Here is a 13,324-nt window from a genome sequence, read left to right as displayed (position 1 = left end):
TCAGCTCAACCTCACCCGTGGATCGATAACCGCGTAGAGCATGTCCACGATGACGTTCATCATCACGATGATGACCGCGGCCAGCAGGACCGTCGCCATGATGATCGGAAGGTTCTGCTGGAAGACGGCGAGCACGGCCGTCCGGCCGGCACCCTGCATCGTGAAGGTGGTCTCCGTGATCACCACGCCGCCGAGCTGGGTGCCCAGGTCGAGGCCCGCGATGGTGACCAACGGCGTGACCGCCGCGCGGAACGCGTGCTTGAGGTAGACCCGCTTGATCGGCAGGCCCTTGGCGCGGGCGGTGCGGATGAAGTCCTCGGAGAGGGTCTCCAGCATCTGCGCCCTGGCCAGCCGGGCGTAGATGGCGGAGTTGATCAGACCAAGCGTGATCCAGGGCAGCAGCATGCCACCCATCCACCCCGTGATGCTCTCGGTCGGACTGATGTATTGCGGGCGGGGTAACAGCCCGGTCTTCCAGACCAGCAGGTAGGCCAGCAACAGGCCGAGGAAGTAGATCTGCATCGAGGCGAAGCTGAGCGAGAAGCCCACCGCCGTGCGGTCGATGAACGACCCGCGCCGGATCGCCGACAGCATGCCCAGCCCGACGCCGACGACGAGGTACACGACGGCCGCGCCGAGCACGATGCTGATGGTGACGGGGAAGGCGCGGGCGAGGATCTGCGTCACCGGCTCCCGGGTACGGAAGGAAACGCCCAGACAGGGCGCCGGGCAGTCGATGGCGGTCTCGCCCGACCCGATCGTCCGGCCGACGAAGACGCCCCGCATGTAGGCGGCGTACTGGTTGATCGCCGGTTGGTCCAGGCCGAGGTCATGGGTGATCCGGGCGTGGGTCGCCGGGTCGCACAGCTTGCTGCCGCACATGGTCGCCGCCGGGTCGGCGGGACCGAGGAAGAACAGCGAGAACGCCGCCACCGAGATGGCGAAGAGGGTGAGGACCGCGAGGAGTACACGCCGTACCGCGAACCTAAGCATCTGGACCTTCCACCGTTGCCGGCCGGCCTTCCGGCCGGCGATTGTGCTACGGGCGGCCGGCCGGAGCCGGCCGCCCGTAACGCGGTACCTACGTCAGGACTTCACGTAGATGCCGGTGATGTTGAACTGGGCCCACAGCGGGCTGGCGAACGTGCCGCCGACCTTGGTGCCGTGCATCGAGAAGAACCGGTCGTAGCGCAGCGGGATGACCGGCGCGGCCTTCATGATCTGCTGGTCCAGGTCGCCGTACTGGGCGGCGGCCGCGGAGCGGTCGGCCAGGGTACGGAGCTCGCCGATCTTGGCGGTGATGGCCGGGTCGTTGAAGTAACCCAGGTTGTTGTTGCCCTTGTCGACGATCTTGGTGCCGTCGAAGAGGACACCCAGGGTGGCGTCACCGTCCGGGAAGTCCTGCGCCCAGCCACCCGCGATCAGGTCGCAGTCGGTGGTCTTGTCACCGACGGTGGTGTAGAACGCGGCCGGGTCGATCGGCGCGGACGAGAAGGTGAAGCCGGCGCGGGCGAGGCCGGTCTGCACGACCGCCATGACCGTCTGGTTCACCGGGGTGTTACCGAAGCAGAACTTCAGCTTCGGCACCGTCTTGCCCTTGATGAGCTCCTGGGCCTTCGCGACGTCACCGTTGGTGCCGCCGCCCGCGCCCGGGTACTCGTCGAACTTCTTGTAGCCCGGCACGACCGGGGCGAGCGTGGTGCTGGCCGGCTCGGCGATGTCGTAGCCACCGATCGCCTTGATGTAGGCGTCACGGTCGAACGCGTAGTTCAGCGCCTGGCGCACCGACACGTCAGTCACGCGCTGGGTGTTGATGTAGAGGTAGCGCACGAACGGCGTGGCGGCCGACAGGGTCCGCTTCATGATCTCGGGGTCAGCCTTGACCTCGGCGATCTTCTGCGGCACGACGTTACCCGTCATGATCGCCGCGGCGTCGTCACCCTGGCTGGCGATGATCCGGTTGGTCTCGCTCTCGCCGTCGACCGTGAACTCGAAGTGCACCGTGTCCACGTACTGGTTGCGGATCGGGTCCGACTTCGGGTCCCAGTTCGTGTTCTTCTCCAGGTCAAGGTAAGCGTCGCGCTTGTATTCCTTGATCTTGTACGGGCCGGTCGACTGGAACGCGGTCTCGTACTTCTCCTTGGTGAACTTCGACTCCTGGATCGGCGTGGCCGTCGGGTACGACACCAGGTAGGGCAGCTCGGCGTGGGGCCGGTCGAACGTGAAGACGATGGTCTTGTCGTCCGGGGTGGTGACGCCGGGGATCTCGGCACCCTTGCTGTCGAACGGACCCTTGTAGGTGCCCTGGGGGTCGAGCGCGGCCTGCAGGTACTGCGGGCCCTGCACGCCGTACGTGGAGAACGCGATCGCGATGCCGTAGGCGACGTCCTTCGAGGTGATGGGGGTGCCATCCTCGAACTTCACGCCGTCGCGCAGCGTGTACTTCCAGGTCTTGCCCTCGTCGGTGGTCTCACCGGCGTTGGTCGCCAGGTCGCCGACCAGCTTCAGCGGGCCGCCCTTGGCGTCCTCGATGTAGCCCGTCAGCTGACGGTGGAACAGGTTGGCGTACGCGAGCGCGTTCGAGACGTAGATCTGCTGCGGGGAGAGGTGCTCGAAGTCACCCTCCTGCATGATGGTGAGCTTGCCGCCGGGCGTGGCGCCCTCGACCGGGGCGGCCGGGGTCGGGGTCTCGCCCTTGTAGTCGACAACGATGTCGGACTGCGCCTTCTCAGGCTCGTTGCCCGTACCGGTGGTACCGGTGTTCTTGTCACAGCCGGTGGCCGCTAGGCCAACGACTAGGGCACTGATAATCAGCGCCCGAACGGGGTGTCGCACAGCGATTCTCCTTCTCCCTTTGTTACCCGTCCCGACCGGCTTGTGTCCGCCCGGCGCGGGTGCCTCTATTGCGTGGTGCCCTACTTCGCCGACTTCGGGTCGAGCGCATCGCGCAAGGAGTCCCCGAAGAGGTTGAAAGTGAGCACCAGTACCCAGATCGCAAAGCCAGGAATGAACGTGTACATCGGATCGGCCTGCAGCCACGGGACGCTTGCGTTGATCATGCGGCCCCAGTCGGGCGTCGGTTCGATCACGCCAATGTTGAGGAAAGACAGCGCCGCCTCGGCAGTCACCGTGGCGGGGAGGCTCAGCGAGAAGGTGACCAGGATCGGAGCCCACAGGTTCGGCATGATCTGCCGGAACATGATGTGCCAACCGCTCGCGCCGGCCGCCCGCGCGGCCTCGACGTACTCCCGCTCGCGCATGGAGAGCACCTGGCCGCGGACGAGGCGGGCGGTGTAGAGCCAGCCGAACACCGAGAAGATGATGATGATGGTGATGATGCGTTTCGTCGGCGACACGTCGCCGATCTCGTCGCCGATCCACGTGTTGATGACCGGGATCGCGGCGATCGAGAAGAGGATGAACGGGAACGCGAGCATGAAGTCGATGACCCAGTTGAGGATCGAGTCGATCCAGCCGCCGAAGTAGCCCGCCATCACGCCGATGATCGAGCCGATCGTCACGGAGAGGATGGACGCGCTCACCGCGATGACCAATGAGGTGCGGGCGCCGTACACCAGGCGGATGAAGATGTCGCGGCCCGTCTGGGGCTCCACGCCGAGGATGTGGATATGCCCGTCGGCGTTGTTCGTGGTGAAGTCGATGCCGCCCAGGTAGCCCAGCGGCAGGCCGGTGCGGTCGAGCAGGTTGGAGTTGCTCGTGTTGGGCCCGAGACCGTAGATCCACTCGATGAGCGGCGCGGCGATCGCGACGACGCCGAACATCAGCACGATGATTCCGCTGATCATGCCGGTGCGGTCGCGCTTCAACCGCGCCCAGGCGAGCTGGTTCGGGGAACGGCCGATGTACTCCTTGGGACGCTTCGTCCCTTCGGAGTCCCCCCCGCCCACTGCCAGCTCGACGTCACCGTCGGCTGAACCGACGAGCCGATCGCCACTCGTGGTGGTCTCGCTCATCCCGTGCAGCTCCCTTCGGACGCCGACTCGATACAGCCCACGTCTTACGGAGACGGTATAGGCGTACCGCGTGTTGGGAAACACTCCTACGCATCGTTCCGGTAACAGCTCGATCACGTGCTGGCTGAGCTGCGTAAACGCGATGTAAAGCGGATCACGGTCGAGACGTCGCTCAGGGGCCTTACGCCATGGGGCACACGCGTACCTACCTGCAGGTAAGTGCCCGAGCGCCTCGGTTCGATGACAGGAGCCTTCTGGGCAAGGTACGGCGACGGCGGGCCGGAAACCAGACACGAAGAACGGATACAGGGATTCCCCGTACTCGAATGGGGGTCTTTATCCGAGATGACCGAATGACCGCATGAGGTTGTCAGTCGATGTAAGAGATGAGGTCGGCGATGGACGCGACGACCTTGGACGGACGGTACGGATACCGGTCGACCTCGTCGGCCCGCATGACGCCGGTCAGCACCAGGAAGGTCTGCAGCCCGGCCTCGATCCCGCACAGCACGTCCGTGTCCATCCGGTCACCGATCATGGCGGTCGTCTCGGAGTGGGCCTCGATCTTGTTGAGGCCCTCGCGCATCATCACCGGGTTGGGCTTGCCCACGAAGTACGGCTCGACGCCGGTCGCCTTTGTGACGAGTGCGGCGACGGAGCCGGCGGCGGGCAGCGCGCCCTCCAGCGACGGGCCGATGGGGTCCGGATTGGTGCAGATGAACCGCGACCCGCCGGCGATCAGCCGAATCATCTTCGTGATCGCCTCGAAGGAGTAGGTGCGGGTCTCCCCCAGCACCACGTAGTCCGGGTCGGTGTCCGTGAGCGTGTAGCCCGCCTCGTGGAGCGCGGTCGTGAGCCCCACCTCACCGATGACGTACGCCGACCCCTCCGGCCGCTGGTTGCTCAGGAACTGCGCGGTCGCGAGCGCGGAGGTCCAGATGGAGTCCTCCGGGAGCTCGATGCCGGAGTACTTGAGGCGGGCCCGCAGGTCCCGCGGCGTGTAGATCGAGTTGTTCGTGAGCACGAGGAAGCGCCGGCCGGAGTCGCGCAGCCGCCGGATGAACTCGTCCGCACCCGGCACCAGGCTGCCCTCGTGGACCAGGACTCCGTCCATATCGGTCAGCCAGGACTCAATGGGCTTGCGCTCGCTCACGCCGCCGCCTCCGCTTCGCTCCGGCGTCGCCGTGTGTTCCTGGGCTGATGGTTCGCTCGCTGACGCTCGCTCACGCAGGGATCTTAGCCGCCTGGTCACCCCCGCCGTGGCCGCACCAACGTGAGTGAAGTTCTGCACACTTTGCGTCCAGTGTGACGTGAAGGCTTTCGCCCGCGGCCCACCGCGCGCCACACTCCCCTGCGCAGGTTGCCCGGTTCACCCGGCGTAACGTGTGCGTAAACGTGGTCATGCCGGCCATTGTCGTGAATGGCAAGCCGCCGTGCTTGGTGAGCCGCCCGGCGACCGCTGCACAAGCGGCCGCGGCGCCCGCACAGGGAGAAAACTAAAAGATGACGACGACGGCAACGCGCCCTGTGGGGGCCAGGCCGCGCGCCCAGATCAGCGCGCGGACGTTGCGCACGGACCGGTGGTGGCTCGCGCCCCTGCTCACGGTCATTGGCCTGACGGCCTGGGTGGCGTACGCCACCGTCCGGGTCTTCATGCAGAAGTGGTACTTCCTCGACGGGCCCGGCTTTCATTACCTGACGCCGTTCTACTCCCCGTGCATCTCCAACGGCTGCGACCCGAGGGCCGCCGAGTTCGGCACGTTCCTGCCGGACAATCCGCTCATCCCGTACGCCGCGCTGAGCCTGCCGTTCCTGCTGCTGTTCCGGCTCACCTGCTACTACTACCGGCGGGCCTACTACCGCAGCTTCTGGATGTCGCCGCCGGCGTGCGCCGTGCCGGACGGGCACAAGACCTACTCGGGCGAGACCCGATTCCCGCTCATCTTCCAGAACGCCCACCGGTACGCGTTCTACGCCGCCTTCCTGATCTCCCTGCTCAACACGTGGGACGCCATCATCTCGTTCCACGGGACGGACGGCTTCGGCTTCGGCCTGGGCAACCTCGTGCTGGTCGCCAACGTGGTCCTGCTGTGGGCGTACACGATCTCGTGCCACTCCTGCCGGCACATCATCGGTGGGCGGCTCAAGCACTTCTCCAAGCACCCGGTGCGCTATCGCATGTGGACGTTCGTCTCCCGACTGAACGCCAAGCACATGCAGCTCGCCTGGATCACGCTGGCCACGCTGGCGATCACCGACTTCTACGTGATGGGCGTCTCCGCCGGCTGGTGGAACGACCTGCGGTTCATCAACTGAGGACGCGGCCGACAACATGACACAGCAGATTGAGAAGCACTCCTTCGACGTGGTGGTGATCGGCGCCGGCGGCGCCGGCCTACGCGCGGCCATCGAGGCCCGGCTGGCCGGCCGCCGGGTCGCGATCATCTCCAAGTCGCTGTTCGGCAAGGCCCACACGGTCATGGCCGAGGGCGGCGCGGCCGCCGCCATGGGCAACGTGAACAGCAACGACAACTGGATGGTCCACTTCCGCGACACCATGCGGGGCGGCAAGTTCCTCAACAACTTCCGCATGGCCGAACTGCACGCCAAGGAGGCGGCGGACCGCATCTGGGAGCTGGAGACGTACGGCGCGCTGTTCGACCGTACGAAGGACGGCAAGATCTCCCAGCGCAACTTCGGCGGCCACGAGTACCCACGCCTGGCCCACGTCGGCGACCGTACCGGTCTGGAACTGATCCGCACCCTGCAACAGAAGATCGTCTCGTTGCAGCAGGAGGACAAGGCGGAGTTCGGCGACTACGACGCGCGCATCCGGGTCTTCGCCGAGTGCACGATCACCGAGCTGATCGTCAACGACGGCCGCATCGCGGGCGCGTTCGGCTACTACCGCGAGTCCGGCGACTTCGTGCTCTTCGAGGCGCCCGCGATCGTGCTCGCCACGGGCGGCGTCGGCAAGTCGTACAAGGTGACCTCGAACTCCTGGGAGTACACCGGCGACGGCCACGCCCTGGCCCTGCGGGCCGGCGCCACGCTCATCAACATGGAGTTCCTGCAGTTCCACCCGACCGGCATGGTCTGGCCGCCGTCGGTGAAGGGCATCCTCGTCACCGAGTCGGTGCGCGGCGACGGCGGCGTCCTGAAGAACTCCGAGGGCAAGCGGTTCATGTTCGACTACGTCCCCGACGTCTTCCGCGCGCAGTACGCGGAGACCGAGGAGGAGGCGGACCGCTGGTACACCGACCCGGACAACAACCGCCGGCCCCCGGAGCTGCTCCCCCGCGACGAGGTGGCCCGCGCCATCAACGCCGAGATCAAGGCCGGTCGCGGCAGCCCCGCCGGTGGCGTCTACCTCGACATCGCCTCGCGCCGCCCCGCCGAGTTCATCCACAAGCGCCTGCCGTCGATGCACCACCAGTTCAAGGAGCTGGCCGACGTCGACATCACCAAGGAGCCGATGGAGATCGGGCCGACCTGCCACTACGTCATGGGCGGCATCGAGGTCGACCCGGACACCGGCGCGGCGGCCGGCACCGTCGAGGGCCTGTTCGCCGCGGGCGAGTGCTCCGGCGGCATGCACGGCTCGAACCGACTGGGCGGCAACTCGCTGTCCGACCTGCTGGTTTTCGGCAAGCGAGCCGGTGAGTACGCCGCCTCGTACGCCGAGTCCTTGGGAACCGCCAAGCCCCGCGTGACCGCGGACAGCATCGACGCGGCCGTCGCCACGGCCCTGGCGCCCCTGGAGCGCGAGTCCGGCGAGAACCCGTACGACGTCTGGCACGACCTGCAGACCGTCATGCAGGACCTGGTCGGCATCATCCGGCGCAAGCACGAGCTGGAGGAGGCCCAGAAGAAGCTGGTCGACCTGCGCGGGCGGGTGGCGTCCGTGAAGGCGACCGGCGGCCGCAAGTACAACCCCGGCTGGCACCTCGCCCTGGACCTGCGCAACATGCTCGTCGTGTCCGAGTGCACCGCGAAGGCGGCGCTGGAGCGCGAGGAGTCGCGCGGCGGTCACACCCGCGAGGATTTCCCGAAGATGGACCCGGCCTGGCGCCGCATCAACCTGGTCTGCTCGCTCGACGGCGACGAGGTGAACCTCACCCACCAGCCGGTGCCGCGCATGCGCGACGACCTGCTGACCCTGTTCGAGCGTCCGGAGATGGGCAAGTACCTCACGGACGACGAACTGAGCGACTTCGACGCGGCCAAGGCCGCCGTGACCGGAAAGGCGGAGCAGTGATGGGCGCCCACACCAAGGCCAGCACCCGCGGGACCGTCCGCAAGTTCAAGGTGTGGCGCGGCGACGCCCAGGGCGGGTCGCTGGAGGACTTCGAGGTCGAGGTGAACGAGGGCGAGGTGGTGCTCGACATCATCCACCGCCTGCAGGCCACCCAGGCCCCGGACCTGGCCGTGCGCTGGAACTGCAAGGCCGGCAAGTGCGGCTCCTGCTCCATGGAGATCAACGGCAAGCCGCGCCTGGGCTGCATGACCCGCATGGCCAGCTTCGAGCCCGACGAGGTCGTGACGGTCACCCCGCTGCGCACCTTCCCGGTCATCCGCGACCTGGTCACGGACGTGTCCTTCAACTACGAGAAGGCGCGTGAGACCCCGGCGTTCGCACCGCCGCCCGGCGTCCCCGGCCGCGACTACCGGATGCAGCAGGTCGACGTCGAGCGCTCGCAGGAGTTCCGCAAGTGCATCGAGTGCTTCCTCTGCCAGAACACCTGCCACGTCGTGCGTGACCACGAGGAGAACAAGGAGGCCTTCGCGGGCCCCCGGTACTTCATCCGGGCCGCCGAGCTGGACATGCACCCGCTCGACGTGCGGACCGACCGCAAGGAGTACGCGCAGAACGAGCAGGGCCTGGGCTTCTGCAACATCACGAAGTGCTGCACCGAGGTCTGCCCCGAGCACATCAAGATCACGGACAACGGGATCATCCCGATGAAGGAGCGCGTCGTCGACCGCCGCTTCGACCCGATCGTGTTCCTCGGCCGCAAGATCTTCCGCCGCCCGGAGGGCGAGGGCACCGCGCCCACCACGGCGACGTACTCCTCCCCGACGTGGACCCACCACGCCGGCGAGCCCCAGCCGTTGGCGGCCGCCGTTGGCGAGGACGGCCGGATGCCGATCACGGAGATCACGTTCGACCGGGCCGGCGCGGCTTCCCCGTTCGGCGACGACATCGAGTTCCCCGTCGACCCGAAGTCGCTGCGCTACAACCACCCGGAGGGCGTCCCGCCCACCGACGAGGTCCCCCACCCCGGCACGGGAGCCACCCCGGACGTCCAGGGCTGACAATCACTGATCGGCGTCCCGCACCTCGTGTGCGGGGCGCCGATCTTTTTGTCTTGCGGCCGTTCAGGAGTCGGCCGGCACGGCCGGCACCAGGGCGGTGACCTGCTTCGTGATCTCGGCGCGCAGCGCACCGGCGTCAGCGTCGTCCACGGCGGTCACGTTCGCGGCCGTGGCACTCCCGCCGACGGTCACGAACCGCACGTTCGGATAGGTCTTGGCGGCGGCCGTCACGGCGTCAATCTGCGGCTTGCCCACGGCGATCACCACGCCACACTTACCGCCCGCCAGCGACGCCACAAAGGTGCGCGCGTTGTCCGCGGTCTGCGGTCCCATGACCTCAAGGAACTGCACCTTCACGAGGCTCGACACGGAGGCGTCCTGCATCGCCGCCCACACGGGCCTCGCCTGCTCGCCGGCAATGCCGCGCTCGTCCGTCAGCAGGCACGCCGTGGCGTCCAGATACTCCCGCTGACGCGGCTCAGGGTCCGGCCACAGCGCCCAGGTGAGCACACCGGCCAGGATGACCCCGAGGGCACCGAGCGCAACCCACCTCGTCCGGCCGGAGGGCATCTGTAAGGCGGACAGCCCAACCCGCCATCGGGACGGTCCTGCGCCGGATCCCCGAAGCCGCAAACGATTCGACATTCGCAGCACCTTACTCGATTTATCGGCTAGCGCCGATTTTGCCAGCGGTCGCACTCGGCGCGGCGCTCGACTTCCACCGGAATGAGCGGCAAATAGTCGAGTGCATCCACCGATGCCTGGGCGTGCCCACTCCTCGATAACAGTGCTCTGAGATCACCTTCACTGTGCTCGGAGCCTGCGCTCCCGTTCGCCACAAGGTCCGTAGACCGAGGATCAACGCCGCACCGATAAAGAGGCTGACAGGCTCAGAGCCTCCGAATCAGCTGATTGGTGGTTGCACAAGCGCCATATCGTTACCGAATCCCACGAGTAGCTGGCCGGTCGCTGTCACGGCGAGCGAGTTTGGCGCGATCGGCAGGAGCATCGGTGGACACAGTCGTTTTCCGGTCTGAAGGTCTACAAGCGTGACAGAGCGGTCGGCGCACGCGACATAGGCGGCGGGCCACGAAACGGCCCGCGCTGCAATGATCTCTGCGTCGAACCGAATCTCCGGACCCACCCGGATACCGGATAGGCCCCAACTGCGTATGGACCGCCAGTCAGACCGCTGGTGATCCATCGATCCGGTAATTAGGTAATTCCCCGAAAGGTCGACCACAAAATCTGAGCCGACCTCCGGAATGGTGCGCGAAGATCCGTCCCCGCCCAAGCTATAAATCGTAGTCTGACCTCGGGTGGTGGACAGGACAATAATCGGCGCGCCATCGGCGATACCGGCAGCAAACCCATTCACTCGAGTATAGACATTCGTGGGAACCTCACCGATGAGTTCGCCGTCGACGGCTCGCCACATTCCGAGCTCGGAGTGAGGACGGAACGTCACTAGAACGTCTTCGCCGGCGATCGGAATCCTCGCGAGGAAGTTGACCGTTACCTCATTTGGCTCAATCGTCGGCGCCAACATTTCGGCACGGCCAAGGTCCCATCGCCGAAGGCGACCATCGGGTGTTTGTCGTGAGCCCGCACCGATAGCTATCTGGACCCTGCCAGCGATCTCCCACGCCGCGATCACGCGGACATTCTCGAGGTCCGTCGCAAGCACCGGTGCCACTAACGCGCCATCGATGACCTGCCGCGCGATAACGGCTCCGCTCCGATCCACGGTGACCACGACCTCGGGAGATCCCGCTGTAGCCATCGAGACGATCCGGCCTTCGTGACGTGGTTTGTCGGAGAGGGGTACATCCACATCGAAAAGGGATATGGCCCCGTCCCCCGAGGAGCCGGCAAGAAGGTAGTCACAATTCCGCCAACGTAGCGGCCGAACAAGGCATCCAGCGACTGGTCCGGCAAGCGGCGAGGCTTCCTGTCGCGACGACCGAATATTCCAGAGATGCACCTGCCATCGGGTAGGAACGGCTATGATCCCCGACATGGAGGCCAGTTGCGGCGGGCGCCTGGGCGGGGACCACATATGCATCAGACCGGGATAAGGGAGTCTCACATGACTGTCGATTGGCGATCCCACTGAATCGCCTTCCGAAAGCTCGAACGACAATATTCGCCCGACATCAGTCAGTATCGTCAGTATGTCAGTCCCGTCGATCGCCGACAGACTTAGCGACAACACCGTGCCGCACCAACTTGGAATGGACAATGGCTGGCGCTTGCCGCTTACCATATCCACTATAGTAAGGCGCTCGCCGCTAACAGCTACTACGTGACGCCCGTCGGCGAGTTGCGCACCATAGATCGCAGTCGAGCCAAAGGTCTCCAGTTCGTCAATCCAGGTATCCGGCATGAGGCCCACCCGCACGGTGCGGCCCCCCGCATCCCGCGCCACCGCGATCATGCGCCCGTTTACATCGACTACGGACAGGTCCATGACTTCGTCCTCGCCGAGTTCGACCGTCGAACGCAACGAAGCACTAGGGATGTGCCATACGCGCAACGCCCCATCCGTATGGCCGGTGACCAGCAGCGGATCGTCCGGTAAACCGGCGATCGCCAAACTCTGAACTCCCGAACACGGTATGACCGTGATGCCACCGGAACACAGGTCGTGAAGCTGCACCTCGTCTGTCACATCGTCCTGCGGGACAGCCACCGCGACCACCGGACGGTCGTCAACAACACCGCCTGCCATACAGGTGAAAGGCCCCACCCAGATCTGACACTTGGTTCGCGGATCTAGATCAGTGTCTGTTGCCCACTGCACTCGCCATGCAGGTGCTTCAAGATCTGCGTTCGCCAGTCTCTCGGCTTCAGCACGTTGCCCCGAGCGAACCGCGTGCAGGTATCTCAATTGCCGAACGTTATAGGTAGTCCCGACGGCTGGGCCGGACGAAGCGCCACCGTCACCAACCGCCGATCCGATCAGATGATCACTCACTGGCACCTCCGTCCGGCATCCCAGTCCTTCTTAGCATTCACCAGCCCTTTAGCGGGTTCCACGCGCTTGGGTGCGCAGAGAAGCCGGCACGATTCAAAGCGTCCACCGCGATGTCCCTGAGCGCTGTGTTACGCCCGTTCAATTTGGGGCGATAGTGACCTGACACTTGGTTGATGTCGGTTATTACCCCCTTGGCATCCACGATGAAATTGCCAGCCATGATCACCGGCTTTCCTCGCGACAAGCTCGTATGGCCAGGCCCAGGCTTATTCCAGTCAGGGAAGAGATCGAACATGTCGTCAGTGTGGAAGGCCCGGATCGAACGGTCCGGCATCACCACAAAGGTATGCTCGCCCGGCTTGAAGTTTGACGCATTCGTTGTCCACCGGTTCATCGGAATGAACGCCTGCTTCCCACCGTCAACATCAGGCCGGCCCGCCTCCCATTCAATGGGGTTCTCCAGGCTGTTTCCATCATCCACTTCGCAGGCGTCGTTGTTGTGTACTAAAACAGGGTCGTTTCCGGCGACCACGTAGTACGTGTGGCGCCTGGATCATCGATGGACATCCGGCGTCGCCGCAGGAGATGCTCTTACCTGGGCATTTGGAATCTCCACATCGGAACAGCCATTCATCGCTGTCGGTCCTGACATCAACGGTGACATCAACCCCGGCGCACGTCAGCGACCGTAGACGACGAGCGCCGCCAGTGGGAAATGCGTGAAGCACGGCCGCCCGGCATCGACGAACCGGCCGTGCGCCGCGAGGCTATGTAGCCGCCCCTCCGGGTTCAAGGGCGCTACGCGTCGCCACGGCGACCGCCCTACGGGCGACCCTTGAGCCCGGAGACCACTGCGGCCCCACGGCAGACATCGCGGGCAGGCTGGCCGCCTGCCCCGCCCCGTACGCGGCACACGACCGGCGATCGAGCGTGAACCCAACCGGCACACCAGCCCACAACCCGAAACATCGACCGGCATCGTGGGAGTGGTTACAAACTGCTTCACCTATATCAAGAGCGCCCGGCTACGCCGGACGCACGCGCGCGCTACACCTAC

Annotated in this window: 10 protein-coding genes; 3 read left to right on the top strand and 7 right to left on the bottom strand. The window is 65.6% G+C overall.

The window, feature by feature from the left end; genetic code table 11:
• The 4 genes from ABD191_RS19275 to ABD191_RS19260 form a co-directional block, all read right to left on the bottom strand.
• Entirely contained in the window at nt 1-993 is a 993-nt protein-coding gene (locus ABD191_RS19275) for an ABC transporter permease (protein ID WP_344083699.1), read from the bottom strand.
• Nucleotides 994-1,086: 93 nt separating this feature from the next.
• A complete protein-coding gene (locus tag ABD191_RS19270) occupies nt 1,087-2,835 on the bottom strand; it encodes an ABC transporter substrate-binding protein (protein WP_344083696.1) in 1,749 nt (582 codons plus the stop codon).
• An 80-nt stretch (nt 2,836-2,915) separates the two neighbouring features.
• On the bottom strand, nt 2,916-4,091 hold the full coding sequence (locus tag ABD191_RS19265; RefSeq protein WP_344083693.1) for an ABC transporter permease: 1,176 nt from the start codon (nt 4,089-4,091) through the stop codon (nt 2,916-2,918).
• 253 nt (nt 4,092-4,344) lie between these two features.
• Complete coding sequence (locus ABD191_RS19260; protein ID WP_344083690.1) at nt 4,345-5,127, bottom strand: HAD-IIA family hydrolase; 783 nt, start codon at nt 5,125-5,127, stop codon at nt 4,345-4,347.
• 350 nt (nt 5,128-5,477) lie between these two features.
• On the opposite strand from ABD191_RS19260, the gene ABD191_RS19255 reads away from it, so the two are divergent.
• Genes ABD191_RS19255 through ABD191_RS19245 form a run of 3 tightly spaced genes read left to right on the top strand, consistent with a single transcriptional unit; the run spans nt 5,478 to nt 9,290 of the window.
• On the top strand, nt 5,478-6,290 hold the full coding sequence (locus tag ABD191_RS19255; RefSeq protein ID WP_344083687.1) for a hypothetical protein: 813 nt from the start codon (nt 5,478-5,480) through the stop codon (nt 6,288-6,290).
• A 16-nt stretch (nt 6,291-6,306) separates the two neighbouring features.
• Nucleotides 6,307-8,232, top strand: coding sequence for a fumarate reductase/succinate dehydrogenase flavoprotein subunit (locus tag ABD191_RS19250; RefSeq protein WP_344083684.1), 1,926 nt, complete (start codon nt 6,307-6,309; stop codon nt 8,230-8,232).
• On the top strand, nt 8,232-9,290 hold the full coding sequence (locus tag ABD191_RS19245; protein ID WP_344083681.1) for a succinate dehydrogenase/fumarate reductase iron-sulfur subunit: 1,059 nt from the start codon (nt 8,232-8,234) through the stop codon (nt 9,288-9,290). The genes ABD191_RS19250 and ABD191_RS19245 overlap by 1 nt, the downstream gene beginning before the upstream one ends.
• A gap of 63 nt (nt 9,291-9,353) precedes the next feature.
• Here the strand turns inward: ABD191_RS19245 and ABD191_RS19240 are convergent, their stop codons facing one another.
• The 3 genes from ABD191_RS19240 to ABD191_RS19230 form a co-directional block, all read right to left on the bottom strand.
• Complete coding sequence (locus ABD191_RS19240) at nt 9,354-9,800, bottom strand: type 1 periplasmic-binding domain-containing protein (protein WP_344083678.1); 447 nt, start codon at nt 9,798-9,800, stop codon at nt 9,354-9,356.
• 394 nt (nt 9,801-10,194) lie between these two features.
• Entirely contained in the window at nt 10,195-12,267 is a 2,073-nt protein-coding gene (locus ABD191_RS19235) for a WD40 repeat domain-containing protein (protein ID WP_344083676.1), read from the bottom strand.
• A 37-nt stretch (nt 12,268-12,304) separates the two neighbouring features.
• Nucleotides 12,305-12,799: a hypothetical protein gene (locus tag ABD191_RS19230; RefSeq protein ID WP_344083673.1), complete on the bottom strand. Its 495-nt coding sequence runs from the start codon at nt 12,797-12,799 to the stop codon at nt 12,305-12,307.
• Nucleotides 12,800-13,324 lie beyond the last annotated feature (525 nt).

This window comes from Luedemannella helvata, assembly GCF_039528415.1.
Lineage (GTDB): Bacteria > Actinomycetota > Actinomycetes > Mycobacteriales > Micromonosporaceae > Luedemannella > Luedemannella helvata.
The sequence above is the reverse complement of the archived record's forward strand: the minus strand, read 5'-3'. Positions and strand labels throughout refer to the sequence as shown.